13 protein-coding genes are annotated in these 17928 nt (G+C 59.5%); 9 read left to right on the plus strand and 4 right to left on the minus strand.

Annotated elements, in window-relative coordinates; translation table 11 throughout:
- The first annotated feature begins 18 nt into the window (after positions 1-18).
- The 3 genes from RGM3321_RS07720 to RGM3321_RS07730 are packed head-to-tail and all read left to right on the plus strand — an operon-like array spanning position 19 to position 4488.
- Complete coding sequence (locus tag RGM3321_RS07720; RefSeq protein WP_244392385.1) at positions 19-1803, plus strand: type I secretion system permease/ATPase; 1785 nt, start codon at positions 19-21, stop codon at positions 1801-1803.
- A complete protein-coding gene (locus RGM3321_RS07725; protein ID WP_122258956.1) occupies positions 1800-3137 on the plus strand; it encodes an HlyD family type I secretion periplasmic adaptor subunit in 1338 nt (445 codons plus the stop codon). The genes RGM3321_RS07720 and RGM3321_RS07725 overlap by 4 nt, the downstream gene beginning before the upstream one ends.
- A gap of 1 nt (position 3138) precedes the next feature.
- Positions 3139-4488 (plus strand): TolC family outer membrane protein, encoded by a 1350-nt coding sequence (locus RGM3321_RS07730; protein ID WP_244392387.1) that lies wholly within the window; start codon positions 3139-3141, stop codon positions 4486-4488.
- Positions 4489-4498: 10 nt separating this feature from the next.
- Here the strand turns inward: RGM3321_RS07730 and solA are convergent, their stop codons facing one another.
- The 3 genes from solA to RGM3321_RS07745 all read right to left on the minus strand — a co-directional run bounded on the left by solA (position 4499) and on the right by RGM3321_RS07745 (position 8858).
- A complete protein-coding gene (gene solA, locus RGM3321_RS07735; protein WP_244392389.1) occupies positions 4499-5674 on the minus strand; it encodes an N-methyl-L-tryptophan oxidase in 1176 nt (391 codons plus the stop codon).
- A 432-nt stretch (positions 5675-6106) separates the two neighbouring features.
- The gene (locus tag RGM3321_RS07740) at positions 6107-7690 is read right to left on the minus strand and encodes an aldehyde dehydrogenase (NADP(+)) (RefSeq protein WP_244392391.1); all 1584 of its coding nucleotides are present in this window, start codon (positions 7688-7690) and stop codon (positions 6107-6109) included.
- Positions 7691-7961: 271 nt separating this feature from the next.
- Positions 7962-8858, minus strand: a complete 897-nt coding sequence (locus RGM3321_RS07745; RefSeq protein ID WP_244392393.1) for a LysR family transcriptional regulator — start codon at positions 8856-8858, stop codon at positions 7962-7964.
- 103 nt (positions 8859-8961) lie between these two features.
- Between RGM3321_RS07745 and RGM3321_RS07750 the strand changes: the two genes are divergently transcribed.
- The 3 genes from RGM3321_RS07750 to RGM3321_RS07760 all read left to right on the plus strand — a co-directional run bounded on the left by RGM3321_RS07750 (position 8962) and on the right by RGM3321_RS07760 (position 11396).
- Entirely contained in the window at positions 8962-9501 is a 540-nt protein-coding gene (locus tag RGM3321_RS07750) for a GNAT family N-acetyltransferase (RefSeq protein WP_244392395.1), read from the plus strand.
- 5 nt (positions 9502-9506) lie between these two features.
- Positions 9507-10667, plus strand: coding sequence for an MFS transporter (locus RGM3321_RS07755; RefSeq protein WP_244392397.1), 1161 nt, complete (start codon positions 9507-9509; stop codon positions 10665-10667).
- 84 nt (positions 10668-10751) lie between these two features.
- Positions 10752-11396 (plus strand): TetR/AcrR family transcriptional regulator, encoded by a 645-nt coding sequence (locus RGM3321_RS07760; protein WP_244392399.1) that lies wholly within the window; start codon positions 10752-10754, stop codon positions 11394-11396.
- Between the two features lie 38 nt (positions 11397-11434).
- Here RGM3321_RS07760 and RGM3321_RS07765 read toward each other — a convergent pair whose 3' ends face one another.
- Entirely contained in the window at positions 11435-14176 is a 2742-nt protein-coding gene (locus RGM3321_RS07765; RefSeq protein ID WP_244392401.1) for a glycoside hydrolase family 3 C-terminal domain-containing protein, read from the minus strand.
- 497 nt (positions 14177-14673) lie between these two features.
- Between RGM3321_RS07765 and RGM3321_RS07770 the strand changes: the two genes are divergently transcribed.
- The 3 genes from RGM3321_RS07770 (at position 14674) to gspF (ending at position 17908) form a co-directional block, all read left to right on the plus strand.
- Positions 14674-14901: a hypothetical protein gene (locus RGM3321_RS07770; protein ID WP_005745674.1), complete on the plus strand. Its 228-nt coding sequence runs from the start codon at positions 14674-14676 to the stop codon at positions 14899-14901.
- A gap of 83 nt (positions 14902-14984) precedes the next feature.
- A complete protein-coding gene (gene gspE / locus RGM3321_RS07775; RefSeq protein ID WP_004665672.1) occupies positions 14985-16709 on the plus strand; it encodes a type II secretion system ATPase GspE in 1725 nt (574 codons plus the stop codon).
- Positions 16706-17908, plus strand: coding sequence for a type II secretion system inner membrane protein GspF (gspF, locus tag RGM3321_RS07780; protein ID WP_244392403.1), 1203 nt, complete (start codon positions 16706-16708; stop codon positions 17906-17908). The genes gspE and gspF overlap by 4 nt, the downstream gene beginning before the upstream one ends.
- Positions 17909-17928: the final 20 nt, after the last annotated feature.

Below are 17928 nucleotides of genomic sequence, written 5' to 3' on the forward strand. Positions count from 1 at the left end.
GACCATCAAGGAACAACCATGAGTGCGTTGCCCCAAAGCGCCCGGCCGCCGCTTTATAAAGCGCTGGCTGACTACAAGAGCGCGTTGATTGGTGTCGGTTGTTTTACCGCGCTGATCAATGTGTTGATGCTCGCCCCATCGATTTACATGTTGCAAGTCTATGATCGTGTACTGACGTCGCAGAACCAGACTACTCTGGCCATGCTGACGCTGATGGTGGTCGGGTTCTTTGCGTTTATCGGCCTGCTGGAGATGGTCCGCAGCTTTGTGGTGATCCGCATCGGCAGCGAGTTGGAGAGGCGTTTCAATCTGCGCGTCTATCAGGCTGCGTTCGAGAGCAACCTGCACGCCGGCCAGCGTCAGGCTGGACAGGCGCTGGGTGACCTGACCTTTATCCGCCAGTTTCTCACCGGGCCGGCGTTGTTCGCGTTCTTCGACGCCCCGTGGTTTCCTATCTACCTGGCGGTGATCTTTCTTTTCGACCCTTGGCTTGGCGTGCTGGCCAGCGTGGGGACGGTGTTGCTGGTTGGGCTGGCCTGCCTCAACGAATGGCTGACCCGCAAACCGCTGGCCGAAGCCAGCGGTTACTCGCAGCAGTCTGCGCAATTGGCGACCCGACACCTGCAACAGGCCGAGGCGATCCAGGCGATGGGCATGCTCGAAGTGTTGCGGCGTCGCTGGTTCCATGTGCATGGGCGCTTTCTGGCCTTGCAAAACCGTGCCAGTGACACTGGCGCGGTGATCAGTTCGATCAGCAAGGCCCTGCGTCTGTGCCTGCAGTCGCTGGTGCTGGGCCTGGGCGCACTGCTGGTGATAAACGGAGACATGACCGCAGGCATGATGATCGCCGGTTCGATCCTCATGGGAAGGGTCCTCAGCCCCATCGATCAACTGATCGCAGTCTGGAAACAATGGAGTTCTGCACGCCTGGCTTACGGGCGTCTGGACCAGTTACTCAAGACCTACGCCGAGCCCGCGCCGCGCATGCCACTGCCAGCACCGCGCGGTCAGATCAGCGCGGAACAGGTCAGCGCTGCGCCTCCGGGCAAAACATCGCCGACGATTCAGCAAGTGAGCTTTCAACTGCAAGCCGGTGAAGTGCTCGGCGTGCTGGGAGCATCCGGTTCCGGCAAGTCTACCCTGGCACGCGTGCTGGTCGGTGTCTGGCCGGTGCTGGGCGGTACGGTACGTCTGGACGGTGCCGATATGCATCGCTGGGACCGCGAGGCGCTGGGCCCCTATATTGGCTATCTGCCGCAGGACATCGAGCTGTTCGGTGGCACCGTGGCAGAAAACATCGCGCGTTTTAGCGAGGGCGACGCGAGCGCCGTGGTTGCTGCTGCGCAACTGGCAGGCGTACACGAATTGATTCTGCGTCTGCCGCAGGGCTACGACACGCGGCTGGGCGACGATGGCGCTGGCTTGTCAGGCGGTCAGAAACAGCGCGTCGCGTTGGCCCGAGCGCTGTATGGCGATCCGCGGCTGGTGGTGCTTGATGAGCCCAATTCCAATCTGGACGCCGCTGGCGAAGCGGCCCTGACTCAGGCGATCGCTGAGCTCAAGACCCGCGGCTGTACCGTCGTGCTCGTCACTCACCGTACGCAGTCGTTGAACCAGACTGATCGTCTGCTGGTGCTGAGCGACGGTCGCATGCAGGCATTCGGCACCACGGCTCAGGTGTTGCAGGCCTTGTCGGGACAGACATCGCCCGGGCAAGCACCGCCAGCGCAACCCCGACCGGCACCCGCCGGGCTTTCCATGAGCCGTCAGTACGGCACGCAGAACAGGCAGTCCGACGTATGAGCAGCCCTATCGACACTCATTACACCGTGCCGGGCAAGGAGCGCGGCGTGCAGTTTTTTGTCCGTGCCGGCTGGATTCTCATGCTGGCAGGGGCGGGCAGTTTCTTTCTGTGGGCGAGCCTCGCCCCGCTGGATCAGGGCATTGCCGTGCAGGGCACCGTTGTGGTGTCGGGCAAGCGCAAGGCCGTGCAGTCGCTGGATGGTGGCGTAGTGAGTAAAATTCTCGTCAGCGAAGGCCAGTCCGTGAAGGAGGGCGAGCCGCTGTTTCGTCTTGATCAGACTCAGGTCGAGGCCGACGTGCAATCGCTGCGTGCCCAGTATCGAATGGCCTGGGCCAGCCTCGCGCGCTGGCAGAGCGAGCGTGACAACCTGGATGAGGTGCACTTTCCCGCAGAACTGATCGCCGCCGGGCAGGGGCAGAACCCCGACCCGCGTCTGGCACTGGTGCTTGAGGGCCAGCGGCAACTGTTCAGCAGCCGGCGACAGGCGCTGGCTCGAGAACAGTCCGGTTTGCAGGCGAGTATCGAAGGTGCCGGGCTGCAACTCGCCGGTATGCGCCGCGCTCGATCGGACCTGCTGGCTCAGGCTGACTCGCTACGCAAGCAACTGAGTAACCTGGAGCCCTTGGCGCAGAACGGTTTCATTCCGGGCAACCGTCTGCTGGAGTTTCAACGCCAGCTTTCTCAAGTGCAGCAGAGCCTGGCGCAGAACGCAGGCGAAACCGGGCGGATAGAGCAGGGGATAGTCGAGTCGCGGTTGCGTCTTCAGCAGCAGCGCGAGGAGTATCAGAAAGAGGTGCGCAGCCAGTGGGCCGATGCTCAGGTCAAGGCGCTTACCCTTGAACAACAACTGGCTTCGGCAGGTTTCAGTCTGCAGCACAGTGCAATTCTTGCCCCTGCTGATGGCATCGCCGTCAACCTGGGCGTGCACACCGAGGGCGCAGTGGTGCGGGCCGGTGAAACCCTGCTGGAGATCGTTCCGCAAGGCACACGGCTGGAAGTCGAAGGGCGTCTGCCAGTGCAGTTGATCGATAAGGTCGCCAGCCACTTGCCGGTCGATATCCTCTTCACTGCGTTCAATCAAAGTCGCACGCCGCGGGTTTCCGGTGAGGTAAACCTGATTTCCGCCGATCAGATGCAGGATGAGAAAACCGGCCAGCCCTATTACGTGCTGCGCACCTCGGTGGGCGATGCGGCACTGGAAAAACTCAACGGGCTGGTGATCAAGCCGGGCATGCCCGCTGAAATGTTTGTGCGCACGGGCGAACGCTCGCTGCTCAATTATCTGTTCAAACCTTTGCTGGACCGTGCCGGCTCCGCGTTGACGGAGGAATAGGATGTCTCGTCATCCCCTGAAAGCCGCTTTGCTGACGGCCATCCTGCTGGGCACTTCTTCATTGAGTCATGCAATGGGCCCGTTTCAGGTCTATGAGCTGGCGCTTCGCAATGACCCGGTTTATCTGGGCGCACTCAAGGAGCGCGACGCAGGCCTGGAAAACCGGGTGATCGGTCGTGCCGGCTTGTTGCCTCGCGTGTCATACAGCTACAACAAGGGGCGCAACGACTCCAAGGCGACCCTCAAAGGCAGCGCTCAAGACACCACTGACCATCGCCACTACAACAGTTTTGGTTCGAGCCTGACGGTTCAGCAGCCATTGATCGATTACGAGGCGTACGCCAATTACCGCAAGGGGCTGGCCCAGGCGCTGTTTGCCGACGAGACCTTTCGCAGCAAGAGCCAGGAATTACTGGTGCGGGTGTTGACCCTCTACACCCAGGCACTCTTCGCCCAGGACCAGATCAATATCGCGCGTGCCAAGCAGCAGGCGTTCGAACGCCAGTTCGCGCAGAACCGACAGATGTTCGAGCAGGGAGAGGGCACGCGCACCGATATTCTCGAAGCCGAATCGCGCAACGAACTGGCGATTGCCGAGCAGATCGAAGCCAGCGATGAGCAGGACGCGGCTTTGCGCGAGCTTGCCGCGTTGCTGGGCGAGCCAAGTATCGATGTTGCGCAACTGGAGCCGTTGAGGGACAGCTTTCAGGCGTTGGTCCTGGCGCCGTCCAGCTTTACCGAGTGGCATGCGCTGGCCATGGCCAACAGCCCGATCCTGGCCTCGCAACGTCAGTCGCTGGAAGTGGCGCGATACGAGGTGGAGCGCAACCGCGCAGGGCATCTGCCGACGGTGAATGCTTACGCAAGCATCCGTCAGAACGAATCGGACAGCGGCAACACCTACAATCAGCGTTACGACACCAACACGATAGGTATCGAGCTCAGTCTTCCGCTGTACGCCGGAGGCGGCACCAGCGCCTCGGTGCGTCAGGCCAACAGTAAGCGCGAGCAGGCGGAATACGAGCTGGAGGGCAAGACCCGCGAAACCCTGATCGAGCTGCGTCGCCAGTTCAACGCCTGTGCGTCAGGGGTGAGCAAGTTGCGCGCTTATCAGAAAGCACTGGTCTCGGCGCAGGCACTGGTCGAGTCGACACGTCAGAGCATTCTCGGCGGCGAGCGCATCAGCCTGGACGCACTCAACGCCGAACAGCAGCTTTACAGCACTCGGCGTGATCTGGCGAAAGCCCGCTATGACTATTTGATGGCCTGGATAAAGCTGCATTACTACGCCGGTACGTTGCGCGACACCGATCTGGCACGCATTGACGAGGCCTTCGTTGTGGCGCGCTGACTGTCATCGGTCAGTTCTGCGTGGTGAAACGCGCCAGCGAGAAGGCTGAAAGGTCTACATCGCTGGTGCCGTGAATACAGCGTTGCGCTAGGGCCAGCCCGAGTCCGGCTGAATGTTTGAAGCCGTGGCCGGAGCAGGCCGAAACCACTGTCACGTTCTTCAGATGGGGGTGTTCATCGATGATGAAGTGGCAGTCCGGCGTGACGGTGTAGGCGCATACCGAAGACTTGACCACGTTCGGCGTCAGTCCCGCAATCTTGCCATGCACCTGGGTCTGGAACATTTCCTGCTCCTCCCTTGCCGTAACAGTGCGATCCAGCTGGTCGGCAGCGGATGCTTCGATGTATTGCTCTGTGGCGACCTTCAGGCTGTTTTCACCGGGCAGGGGCGGGAAACCATAGTTGACGTCACCCTCTCCGGGCCCGTGAGTCAGAATGAAGCTCGGCGAAACCGTTGCAAAAGCGGCATTCTCCTGCAACTCGAACCAGAACAGCTTTTGCCGACACACCCGCAGCAGATCGCTGAACGGAGCGCCGAGCAATTCGGCTGACCACATGCCCGCACTGACCACGACCTTGTCAGCGATGATCGTGCCCTTGTCGGTGGTAATACGCACCTGATCACCCTGTGCCTGTAAGTGCGTGACCGTCTCATGGGGCTGCAACCTTGCGCCGTATTGCCTCGCCAGCCTTAGCTGTACCGCGATGCAGCGCTCTGGACGGACAAATCCGCCTTCGGGTTCAAAGTAGCCAATGGCGGTATCCCGAACAGGGGTGAATTGGGGAAAGCGCTCGCGAATGGCCGCCGCCGACAATACCTCGTGCTTCACGCCATAGGTGCGGGCCAAAGCGATGGTCTGGTGGGTGAAGTCTTTACTGTCTTCAGGATCGTACGCATGGCTGGAGGTCATCACCAGCACTCCGCACTGCTCGAACAGCGACTCGCCGCTCAACGCCTCGAGTTCGCGCCAGATGCTGTGCGAACTGCGTACCAGCGGCAGGTATTGCGGGCCTTCGCCAACCGACAGCCGTGTGATGCGCGTATCGCCGTGGCTGGAGCCTTGGGTGTGCGGAGGGGCGTAGCGATCAACGCCAATCACATCGACTCCGGCCTTCGCCAGTTGATAGACAGTGGCTGCACCCATGGCACCCAGACCGAGCACGGCCACTTCACAACGCTGCTGCATAATCGGAATGCCTCGATAAATCGCCCATTTCACGCCGTACAGCCTGCCGAATCAACCGCCAAACGTGCATAAGGTTATGTCACGACGCCTCAATGGCCATTATCGGTGCCATCACCTCTGAGGATGTGGGCAACCTGCAAAAATTTACGCTTGCGCTGCTCAGGGTTTTTAAGGTCCGAAATTGATGAAAAGTTGTCCACGGAAATCGTGGGTATGTCTGTGGGTAACTTTTTGAAACCCTTGTTACACGTGGCTTACAGCTGTGTGGTTATTTTATGAACAGCTCATGTTTTGCACTTCCCTGGTGCTGCCACCAGGCTGGAAAACAGGTCCGCTATAAGCGATTTAAAGCACAAAAAAGAAATATTTTTCAAAAAAAAGCGCGACCCTCATCAGGTCGCGCTGCTTTGTTTACGAGTCAAGCGATGGTCGTTACACGAGAGGCTGATCGCTCCATTCACCGTTGACCAAGCGACGCAGACCCAGCGGGTTGGCATTCTGCAATGCAGGCGGCAACTGGCTGTCGGCCAGGTTCTGATAGCAGACCGGGCGCAGGAAGCGGTCGATGGCCAGAGTGCCCACCGACGTGCCGCGTGCATCCGAGGTTGCCGGGTACGGGCCGCCATGCACCATGGCTTCACAGACCTCAACACCGGTCGGGTAGCCGTTGAACAGAATACGGCCGACTTTCTCTTCCAGTATCGGTTGCAGCCAATTGTATTGGCTCAGGTCTGCAGGTTCGCCGATCACAGTCGCGGTCAGCTGACCACGCAAGGCTTGCAGCGCGTCTTTCAACTGCGCATCGTCAGCGACCTCGATTATCAGCGTGGTCGGGCCGAAGACTTCTTCCTGCAACAACTGGTCGCCTTCCAACAGCAGACTGACGTCAGCTTTGAACAACTGGGCCTGCGCCTGTTTGCCTTCCTGCGGCTTGCCCGCCAGATGCGTTACGCCCGGATGCGACAGCAAATGCTCAACGCCTTTGCTGTAGCTGCGCAGACCGCCTGCGTTGAGCATGGTCTGCGGCGCCTGACTGCCCATCTGTTCGGTCAGTTGCTCGACGAACTTGGAAAACGCCGGGGAGCGCAGGCCGATGACCACACCAGGATTGGTGCAGAACTGACCGGCACCCATCACCACCGAACCGGCAAGCTCTTTGGCCACGGTTTCGCCGCGTGCCTGCAGGGCACCTGGCAGCAACACTACCGGGTTGATGCTGGACATCTCGGCAAACACCGGAATCGGCTGTGGACGCTCGGCGGCCATTTTGCAAAGAGCGTTGCCGCCATTCAGCGAGCCGGTGAAACCGACGGCCTGGATGGCCGGGTGTTTGACCAGACCTTCACCAACGCCGTTGCCGAAGATCATGTTGAATACGCCTTTCGGCATTTGGGTGCGTTCGGCGGCACGAATGATAGCGCTGGCCACCAGATCGGCAGTCGCCATGTGGCCACTGTGTGCTTTGAACACCACCGGGCAACCGGCAGCCAGTGCAGCAGCGGTGTCACCGCCAGCAGTGGAAAACGCCAGCGGGAAGTTGCTCGCGCCGAACACGGCAACCGGGCCCACGCCGATGCGGTACTGGCGCAGGTCGACGCGTGGCAGCGGCTTGCGGTCCGGCAGGGCCAGGTCAATGCGTGCACCGACGAAATCACCGCGACGCAGAACCTTGGCAAACAGGCGCATCTGGCCGCTGGTACGACCGCGTTCACCCTGAATACGTGCCTGGGGCAGGGCAGTTTCCTGGCAGACGATGGCGACGAAATCATCACCCAGTTGATCCAGTTCATCGGCAATGGCGTCGAGGAAGTCAGCGCGGCGGGCCGGGCTCAGTTGACGGAATTCTGGAAAGGCAGCCTTGGCGGCGAGGGCGGCAGCGTCGATTTCGCCGTCGGTAGCCTGATGGAAGCTGAAAGGCAGTTCTTCGCCTGTTGTGGCATCCAGACTTTTTTGCAGGCTTTGGCCCAGAGCGCTGCGGCCGCCAGCGATGAAATTCTGGCCGAGAATGTTAGGCATCGGTATCTCCTGTTGTTTTGAGGTTGGAGGTCGGCATGGAAGGTATCCGGACCGGCGCTCCTTATGGGTTGCCGAGTTGCTTTACAGATTGTCAGTGATGTGGCGTGTAAAAGCAGGCCAGCAATCATTTTTCTAAAACCAGTGGGCAGTCATCGTACAACTTGATTCACTGCTGATGCAACTGTCGCCCTGATTTGTCAGGTCAAGCGCTGTTGCTCTTTATAGTGCATGGGCGCAAGCAGGCTTCTATCGTGGCACGCCTTTGTGACTTTTAAGGCGGTGTAGCGTTGAGTTTGTGCAGCGCATCCAGCACCTGGCGCAATGCCTTGCTGACCGGTTTGTCCTGGCGCAACGCAATTCCCAGTGTGCGGCTCAGCCCCGGCACCAGCGGCAGCACCTGCAAGCCGCGGCGATGATGGGCCGCAGCAACCGCCATGCGCGGCACGATGCTGTAGCCCAGGCCCGCCGCGACCATTTCCTTGATGGCCTCGATGCTGCCCAGTTCCATGACCGGCTTTACCCGGATTCCGGCCTGCAAGAACCATTCATTGATCAGCAGCCGGGTACTGCTGCCTGCTTCGAAGACCACCAGGGGTAGTTCGCTGAGGTGCTCCGGAGTCATTTCAGCGGGAATCGGCTGCTGGCTGCTGGCGAAGATCGCCACAAACTCATCCTCAAGCAGCGGGGTGATATGCAGGCTACGCCCCGAGGCGGGCAGCGTCACCAGCGCGAGGTCCAGACGGTTTTCCTCCACCGCCTTGAGAATGCCGTCCGTGTTGCCGGTGCTGACCCGCACATCCAGTTGTGCAAAGCGGCGGCGCAACGCTTGCAGCATGGGCGGTAGCAGATGAATGCAGGCGGTCGCGCCAGTGCCGATCGCAACCTGCCCGGCAACGCCGCTGGCGTGACTGGACAACTCCAGCAGGGCGTCCTCGACCACCGCATCAATGCGCGCAATATGCTCCAGCAGCGTAGTGCCTGCCGAGGTGGGCTTGAGCCGCTTGCCTACGCGCTCGATCAATTTCAGTTTCAACTGGTCTTCCAGCTGCCGAACTTGCAGGCTTACCGCAGGCTGGGTCAGGTGCAGTCGCTCGGCCGCTGCGGAGAAGCTGCCGTGCGCGATGACCAGCGAGAAGGTGTGCAAGTGATTCAGGTTGAGTCGGCGCATGGCAAAGTATTTCTTATGCTGTGAATGATGAATCATAGCTTTTTTAATGATGTGGCGAGCGGCATGATTGCACTCATCCAACGACATTTGCCCAGAGCCCGACATGACCCCGACTTTTATCCTGCGTGATGCGTGTGATCAAGACATGCCTGCTGTACAGGCGATTTATGCCGATCATGTGCTGCATGGCATTTCCAGTTTCGAACTCGATCCGCCGAGTGTCGCCGAGCTGCTGCAGCGCCGTACGCAGGTGCTCGACAACGGCCTGCCATATCTGGTGGCCGAGCTCGCCGGGGAGGTGGTCGGCTATGGCTACGCCACACCCTATCGTCCGCGTCCGGCCTACCGCTTTACCGTAGAAGACTCGGTCTACATACGGGACGGTATGGGCGGGCGGGGTATCGGTCTGGCATTGCTTGGCGAGCTGGTACAGCGCTGCGAGCAGGACGGCTGGCGGCAGATGGTCGCGGTGATCGGTAATAGCGAGAATATCGCTTCGCTGCGTCTGCACGAGCGCCTGGGTTTTCGCCGTGTCGGGGTATTCGAGTCAGTCGGCTTCAAGCACGGCCGCTGGGTGGACACCGTGCTGATGCAGCGCATGCTCGGCGACGGCTCGGGCAGTGCACCTTCCGAGCGGGCCTGACTGACGTGGACCGCGCTGATCTTTCCAGGCTGACGGTAGTCAAACTGGGGCTCGCGCAACTGATCACTTGGGGGGTGACGTTTTATCTGCCGGGGGCTTTCGGCAATGCGATTGCCGATGATCTGGGCTGGAGCGGCCAGCAGGTTTTTTCCGGGCTGTCAGTTGCGCTGCTGGTCATGGGCCTGGTTTCGATCTTCAGCGCGCGTTTGCTCCAGCGTCTCGGTGCACGGCAGGTGTTGCAATACGGGGCCGGGCTCAACGCGCTTGGCTGCTGCGTGCTGGCTGTGTGTGATACCCCGCAGTTGTGGTTTCTTGGCTGGGCAGTGCTGGGCGTCGGCATGCGTCTGTCACTTTACGATGCGCTGTTTGCCGCATTGGCAGCGCTGTTCGGTGCACGCTCGCGGGCGCTGATGGTGCAGATTACCTTGTTGGGCGGGCTGGCCTCGGCGGTATTCTGGCCGCTTGGCCACGGCTTGTTGAATGCGTTGGGCTGGCGTAGTGCGGTTGCGGTCTACGGCTGCCTGGCATTGCTCAGCGGGTTATTGGTCAGCGGCCTGCCGGACTCACGATTGCTGGTCTTGAACGCCGGGCCGACCGCGCCTGCGCCCGCTAACACCATGCCCTGGATACCTCAGCTCGGCTACGCCCTGAGCATGTCCCTGATCGCGTTCCTGTCAGCCGGTCTGTCTGCCCATTTACCCGCGTTGCTGGCTGTTTCGGGTGTGCCGGTCGTGCTGGCAGCGCTGTGGGGCATCGGTCAGACCTGCGCGCGTCTGGCGCAGGCTTTGCTGGCGCAGTCGATGCCTGCACTGCGCCTGAATGTCTGGGTCGCTGCCGGAATGGTGCTGTGTTTCGCCCTGGGACTGCTCAGTCAGGGCCATACCCTGCTGGCCTGCATGTTCCTGTTCGGTTATGGCGCGATGAACGGACTGGCCACATTGCTTAGGGCGAATCTACCCTTTGAGCTGTTTGCACATTCGCATTACGTCCACCTGCAGGGCCGATTACTGGCTCCTGCCTTTCTACTGTCAGCTGGCGCTCCGTGGTTTTTTGCGTGCGTGCGTGAGGAGCAGGGCGACAGGGGCCTGCTGTGGTTGTCGCTGGCGGTCAGCCTGGTGTTGATTGCAGTGGCAATTGCGTTGAATCTAAATGGCCGCGCAAAATGAAATTGTCCAACAATCCGGTTCAATAGCGTTGCCAGTCGCCGCCTGAATGGTTAGGGTACGCGGCTGTTCAAGAAGGAGCCTGATATGACTCTGCATGACCCCACGGAAACGGGCACGGCAGTCACCCGACACAGGCGCGCGCCGAAGGGTGAAAAGCGCCGCAAAGAGCTGCTTGATGCGGCCTTGCAAGTGTTTTCCCTTGAGGGCTATACCGGCGCCTCGGTGGCTAAGGTAGCGGCCATCGTCGGTATTTCCGTCGCCGGGCTGCTGCACCATTTTCCCAGCAAGATCTCGCTATTGATGGGCGTGCTGGACCGACGCGATGAGGTCAATAGCCGCATTGCTGCCGAGGTGCGCACAGACAATACACTGACCGGCCTGCTCGGCGGCCTGCGCGCTATCAACCGTTCCAACGCCACAGCGCCCGGCGTGGTGCGTGCCTTTTCGATTCTCAATGCGGAAAGTCTGTTGGAAAACCAGCCTGCCTTTGAATGGTTCCAGACACGCTACGAGCGTATTCACGCGAACTTGATGGGACAGTTTTCAGGTTTGGTGGAGCGCGGGGAGGTGCGTGCGGATGTGGATCTGGACAAGATCATCCGGCAGATTCTGGCGATGATGGATGGCTTGCAGATTCAGTGGTTACGCTTTCCCGATCAGGTGGACCTGGTCGAGTGTTTCGATGCCTACATTGCGCAGGTCGATGCAGCGGTAAGGGCTCGTCCCTGAGCCTTTATTTGTCCGTTTACCCTTCAGTCAGCTAACGCTTACTCGACGGTCTGCTTGAATACACCGCCGGTCTTGACCGGTGGTTTCTCGACCAGAACCGAGTTCAGAGCGGAGCGTGGCAGCGGGTTGCTGGTGGTGGTCGACAGTTCCTGACGGAACGAGTTGACCAGCTTGGCGTTCAGGCGGATGTCCTGCGACGAACCACCGAGCGACAGGTTGAAGGTGTCGGCATCGACCACCCACTGATTGGTTTTCACGTCAAAGTAGGCCAGCGAGCGGTCATTGAGTTCAATGGTCACGCGCTTGCTTTCACCCGGCTTGAGGAACACTTTCTTGTAGCCTTTGAGTTCCTTGAGCGGACGCTCGACTTTCGGGTTCTGCTGGCCCACGTACAACTGAGCGACTTCAGAGCCGCCAACCTTGCCGGTGTTGGTCAGATCGAAGGAAACCTTGATCGGCGTGTTGCCCACCGCAACGCCCGGCGTCACTTTGATGTTGCTGTAACCGAACGTGGTGTACGACAGGCCGTAACCGAACGGGTAGAGCGGCTTGATGCCTTTCTTCTCGTAACCGCGATAACCCAGCATCAGGTCATCCTTGTAATCCATGTCGGTCAGAGTGTTCTGATTGTCGAATTTCGGGAAGGAAGCGTAAGCCGGGTTGTCTTCGATGTTGCGTTCGATACTGATCGGCAGCTTGCCCGACGGATTGACCTTGCCGAACAGGATCTCGGCCAGAGCCTGACCACCGTTCTGACCCGGGTAGAAGGCATGCAGCGCTACCGGAACCTGTTCGATCCAGTCGCTCATCTTCAGACCCGTACCGCCATACATGGTCACCACGGTGTTCGGGTTGACCTTGGCGATGTTCTGGATCAGCTCGTTCTGGAACTCAGGCAGATCGAAGCTGTGGTCGAAACCTTCACCTTCGTATTCGTTGCTGTTACCCACGGCAACCACAACGGCGTCATAGCCGGACAAGTCCTGAGGTGCGTTCAGCGAAGCCGAGCTCAGTTGCACACCTACCAGGCCGCCCATGGTCGACAGGTAACCGGCGCGACGCGAGTACTCGAGCTTCACATCGTAAGACTGGCCAGCTTCCAGATTGATCTTGGCGAACTCTGGAATGGTCGGCGGGATGCTGTTGCCCGGCAATGGCTTGCCGTCACCGTTGTCGATGATTTTCTTGCCGTTGACCCACAGACGCACGGCGCCGTCGGCACGAACCTTGAACACCTGCTCGCCGCTCTGGGTCGGGGTGACCTTGCCGGTGTAGCGAATCGAAGTCGACGATGTATCGCCATTCAGTTCGCCAGCGGTCGAACCTTTGCTGGTGTACGGATCGGACGTCGAGGTGTTGCTTTCGAACGGCAGGTTCTTGTCGTTGGCCCAGTCCAGGTCAACATGCTTCTCGGTACGGGTGACAGCGGCATCACCAGACCAGTTGGTGTTGCTGAAGTACTCGACCTTCATGCCCTGGACTTCATTGCCAGTTGCGTCGGTGGTGGTCCAGGCACTGGTGCTTGGGTCCAGCGACAGGCCTTCGATGAAATCGACCTTGGCGTTAGGCGCGATTTGTTGCAGACCGCTCAGCTCGCTGACGTAATGGCTGGCCATGACGTTGGCGCTGCCGAAACCGGTCGGTGGCGAGTACTTGGCCAGGGTGCCGACAACGGCGATTTTCTTGACTTTCTGCTTGTCCAGCGGCAGCAGATTGTCCTGGTTTTTCAGAAGGACGATACCTTCACGCGCAGCGTTCAGAGCAACCTTGTTGCTGGTCGAGCTGTTCATGTTGTGCGTGGTCAGCGGCGTCTTGCTGTCGAACTTGTACAGGTAGATCTGCTTGAGGATGCGGCGGACCTTGTCGTCGATGGTCGCAGCGCTCAGGTCGCCAGCGTCCAGATGCGGCTTCAGCACGGAGCTGTTCATCTGGTAGCCCATCATGTCCAGATCGGTACCGGCGCGGGCGGCTTCGAAGCCGTGAACTACTGCGTTGTAGTCGCTCTGTACGAAGCCTTTGAAGCCCCATTCCTTCTTCAGGATCTGCGCGATCAGGTGCTCGCTTTCGCAAGCGAAATCACCGTTCACTTTCTGGAAGGCGCACATCATCATCGCAACGTTGCCGTTCTTCGAGGACGACTCGAATGCAGGCAACGACATTTCGCGCAGGACGCGCTCTGGCATCTTCTGGTCCAGGTTGAAGCGGTTGCTTTCCTGGTCGTTGGCCGCGTAGTGCTTGGCGTTGGCCCATACACCACGAGACTGGATACCGTTGATGACGCCCGGTGCCAGGCTGGCACCCAGGAACGGATCTTCACCGGAGAGGTATTCGAACGCACGGCCGCCGTACGGCATGCGATACAGGTTGACGCCGGGGCCAGTGATGAACTGGTAGCCGCCGACGGCAGTGTCGTAACCCAGCGCACGGCCGAGGTCGATGGCACGACGCGGGTTGAAGGTGGCGGCCAGGTTAGGGCCGGACGGGTAGACAACACCCTGATCGTTGCCTTCGCTGGTGTAGCGCACGCCCACGCCGCCGTCGGCACCGTGAATCTGTGGAACGCCGTAGTTGGTCAGCGGCTTGACATCCCAGCCGCCAGTGCCGCCGATGTAGGCCAGCTTTTCTTCCATGGTCATCTTGGCCAGGGTTTTCTGCGCGGCTTTTTCAGCGCGGTCTTCGCGGCCTTGTTGCACAGTAGGGTCAGCGGCGTGCACCTGGGAAACTGCCAATGCCAGCAAGGCCAGCGCCGAGTGCGCGCCTATCATCTTTCGCTTGTTCATATTGCTCTCCAACTACGTTTCAATTAACTGGCTGCCTGCGCACGTGCGCAGAACTAACTCGTCGTTATTTGCCTTTGCGGCTTACTATTTTCTTCGGGCAAAAGTTGCCCGTTGTCGCGTTTTCTTCCCCTCTTATAGGGGAGCAACTTATGACTGTTTAAGTACTGTTTCGATGTTTTATTTATTATCTTTTCTACTTCTAATGTGCCATCAAATCGCTATCTCATGGTGGCACTTTGAATCTCAAAACCGTTACAATTAACCCTAAAACAAGGCATAAATGTCAAATAAAAGCGTATTTTTCTTTCATTTCGTATTTTTTCTTTACAATTGAGGAACTCTTGTTAAACCTACTGGTCGATTGGTTTAAGATTTTTCAGGACGAAGAAAGACAGCTCGCAAGTTGCGATGCGTGCTGTACGCTATTTCTTGCCCGGTCTTTATCCGATTTCTGCCTTTTGCAGAATTCACTTCTTTTTTCTGTGGAGTTAACTACGATGAAATTCTCTGTAATCAGTGCAGGCGTTGTTCTGGGTCTGGCCCTTAGTGGTGCAGTAGTTGCCGCTGAAGCGACCGATGACGATGCAACATCCGGTGCAAGCGATTCGACGGTCATGACCCAGACCCAGGACGCCAAGGCAGCGCAGAAGGCGCAAAACCAGAAGACCGAGACGACAAAAGGTGGTCGTCCACAGAACGCAACTCCTCAAAAGCAGTCAAATTGATCGTTTGAAGCCTTTGAGCACAGCACTTTCCAGTCGGAGAGTGCTGTAACATGTCCCTCCGAAGTAGCAAAATGCCCTCATCCATGCCGCCAGTTCCCGTCGATGTTTCCCGCCTCCTCATTCCGGATGCCGCGCAGGTTTGCGCCTGGCTGACGGAGCACGCGGGTTTGAAAATGGCCGATCTGGAGCGGGCGCAACGTTTGCAGCAGGAGTCTGAAGGCACCGAGCTGCTCGGGTTGTTGACTCGTCTGGGTCTGGTTTCCGAATTTGAACTGGCCCGCGCATGGGCTGCACTGTTGCAGGCGCCGCTGTTGCTCGCTGACGCTGTGCCGCCGTTGCTCGATCCTTTGCCGCCTTTGACCGAGCGCTTCATGCGCCACTATCAAGTCGTGCCCGTAGGCTGGAGCGATCAAGGGCTGCAAGTGCTCAGCGCCAATCCCGGTACGCTATACCCGTTCCAGGCCATCGCTTATGCCTGCGAAGTGCCGGTGCGGCTGTCCATCGGGCCGCGCAATGAAGTCGAAACCCTTATTGAGCGCTATTACGGACAGGGCCGCTCGGCGATGGGCACCCTGATCGAGAACCTGGATGAGGAGGGTGGCTCGCTGGAAGACATCGAGCACCTCAAGGATCTGGCCTCCGAAGCACCGGTCATTCGTCTGGTCAACCTGATTCTGCAACGTGCGGTCGAACAGCGTGCGTCGGACATTCATATCGAGCCGTTCGAGAGCCAGTTGAAGGTGCGCTATCGCATCGATGGCGTGTTGCATGAGGCCGAAGCGCCACCGTCCAGTTCTTCGGCGGCGGTCATTTCCCGGGTGAAGATCATGGCGCGCCTGGACATCGCCGAGCGTCGTCTGCCGCAGGATGGCCGGATCATGCTACGCATCCAGGGCAAGGAGCTGGACCTGCGGGTGTCTACGGTGCCCACCAGCTTCGGCGAATCGGTGGTCATGCGTTTGCTGGACCGGCAGACCATCAATTTCGATTTCCCCAGCCTGGGTTTCGACGGCGAGCGGCTGGATGAATTTCTCGATGTGCTGGAGCGTCCACACGGCATTCTGCTGGTCACCGGGCCGACTGGCTCCGGCAAGACCACCACTCTTTATACTGCGCTCTCACGGCTCAATACCGCCGAGCGCAAGATCATCACCGTCGAAGACCCGGTCGAGTATCAGCTCGAGGGCATCAATCAGATTCAGGTCAAGCCTTCCATCGGCCTGGACTTCGCCGGGGCACTGCGCTCCATCGTGCGTCAGGACCCGGATGTCATCATGATCGGTGAGATGCGTGACCTGGAAACTTGCCGTATCGCCATTCAGTCCTCGTTGACCGGTCACTTGGTACTCTCGACGCTGCACACCAACAGTGCGGCGGCGAGTATTACCCGTCTGCTGGACATGGGCGTCGAAAGCTACCTGATCGCTTCGACGGTCAACGGCATTCTGGCCCAGCGTCTGGTCCGCCGTCTTGATCCGGCAACGCGTGAGGCCTTCGATGCGCCGCCGGAGTTGATTGCCGAGCACGGGCTGGAGCGCTTCACTGACGAACGCCCGATTCGCCTGTATCGCCCGCGTGCCGATGCACCTGGCGGCGGTTACCGGGGGCGCAGTGCAATCACCGAGTTGCTGGTTATGAACGAAGAACTGCGCAGTCTGTTGATGCGCCACGCCGATGCTTCGACTCTGGAAGAAGCTGCCCGACGCGGTGGGTTGCGTACGCTGCATGAAGAAGGGCTGCGTCAGGCCGTGGCCGGGGTGACTTCGCTGGAAGAGGTGCTGCGCGTCACCCGAGGTGAAGGCACATGAGCCTGTTCAAGTATCGCGCGCTGGATGCTCAAGGTGCGCCGCAGAACGGCACGCTGGAAGCCCGCGACCAGGATGCTGCAATCGCCGCGCTACAAAAACGTGGTCTGATGGTCTTGCAGATTGACGCGGCCGGTATGGGCGGGTTGCGCCGCGCGCTGGGCAGCGGCTTGCTCAATGGGGCAGCGCTGGTCAGTTTCACGCAGCAGCTCGCAACGTTGCTCGGTGCCGGGCAGCCGTTGGAACGATCTCTTGGAATTCTGCTCAAACAGCCTGGACAACCGCAGACCAAGGCGTTGATCGAGCGCATCCGAGAACAGGTCAAGGCCGGTAAGCCATTGTCCGTTGCGCTGGAAGAAGAGGGCACACAGTTTTCGCCGCTTTATATAAGCATGGTTCGCGCCGGTGAAGCCGGAGGGGCGCTGGAAAGCACGCTGCGTCAACTGAGTGATTATCTGGAACGTAGCCAGCTGCTGCGTGGCGAGGTCATCAACGCGCTGATCTATCCGGCCTTTCTGGTGGTCGGCGTATTGGGCTCGCTGGCCCTGTTGCTGGCCTATGTAGTGCCGCAATTCGTACCGATCTTCAAGGATCTCGGCGTGCCGATTCCGTTGATCACCGAGGTCATTCTCAACCTCGGACAATTTTTGAGCAACTACGGCCTGGCTGTTCTGGCGGGCCTGATCGCGCTGATCTGGGGCATGGCCATTCGCATGCGCGACCCACAGCGCCGTGAACGCCGTGACCGCCGAATACTCGGCATTCGGGTGATCGGTCCCTTGCTGCAACGCATCGAGGCAGCGCGTTTGACTCGAACGCTTGGCACGCTGTTGACCAATGGAGTGGCGTTGTTGCAGGCGCTGGTGATCGCTCGCCAGGTATGCACCAATCGCGCCTTGCAGGCGCAGGTGGAACAGGCGGCCGAGTCGGTCAAGGGCGGCGGCACACTGGCCAGCGCGTTCGGCGCGCAACCGCTGCTGCCGGATCTGGCGCTGCAAATGATCGAGGTCGGCGAACAGGCTGGCGAACTGGACACCATGCTGATGAAGGTCGCCGATGTGTTCGACGTCGAAGCCAGGCGGGGTATCGACCGCATGCTGGCTGCACTGGTCCCGGCGCTGACCGTGGTGATGGCGGGCATGGTCGCAGTGATCATGCTGGCCATCATGCTGCCGCTGATGAGCCTGACCAGCAATATCTGAATCCATGAAAGAGGAAACCA

The organism is Pseudomonas sp. RGM 3321, assembly GCF_022836805.1.
GTDB lineage: Bacteria > Pseudomonadota > Gammaproteobacteria > Pseudomonadales > Pseudomonadaceae > Aquipseudomonas.

Coding starts and splice junctions, on each gene's coding strand:
- RGM3321_RS07720 (WP_244392385.1), top strand. CDS start 19: ATGAGTGCGTTGCCCCAAAGCGCCCGGCCGCCGCTTTATAAAGCGCTG.
- RGM3321_RS07725 (WP_122258956.1), top strand. CDS start 1,800: ATGAGCAGCCCTATCGACACTCATTACACCGTGCCGGGCAAGGAGCGC.
- RGM3321_RS07730 (WP_244392387.1), top strand. CDS start 3,139: ATGTCTCGTCATCCCCTGAAAGCCGCTTTGCTGACGGCCATCCTGCTG.
- solA (WP_244392389.1), bottom strand. CDS start 5,674: ATGCAGCAGCGTTGTGAAGTGGCCGTGCTCGGTCTGGGTGCCATGGGT.
- RGM3321_RS07740 (WP_244392391.1), bottom strand. CDS start 7,690: ATGCCTAACATTCTCGGCCAGAATTTCATCGCTGGCGGCCGCAGCGCT.
- RGM3321_RS07745 (WP_244392393.1), bottom strand. CDS start 8,858: ATGCGCCGACTCAACCTGAATCACTTGCACACCTTCTCGCTGGTCATC.
- RGM3321_RS07750 (WP_244392395.1), top strand. CDS start 8,962: ATGACCCCGACTTTTATCCTGCGTGATGCGTGTGATCAAGACATGCCT.
- RGM3321_RS07760 (WP_244392399.1), top strand. CDS start 10,752: ATGACTCTGCATGACCCCACGGAAACGGGCACGGCAGTCACCCGACAC.
- RGM3321_RS07765 (WP_244392401.1), bottom strand. CDS start 14,176: ATGAACAAGCGAAAGATGATAGGCGCGCACTCGGCGCTGGCCTTGCTG.
- RGM3321_RS07770 (WP_005745674.1), top strand. CDS start 14,674: ATGAAATTCTCTGTAATCAGTGCAGGCGTTGTTCTGGGTCTGGCCCTT.
- gspE (WP_004665672.1), top strand. CDS start 14,985: ATGCCGCCAGTTCCCGTCGATGTTTCCCGCCTCCTCATTCCGGATGCC.
- gspF (WP_244392403.1), top strand. CDS start 16,706: ATGAGCCTGTTCAAGTATCGCGCGCTGGATGCTCAAGGTGCGCCGCAG.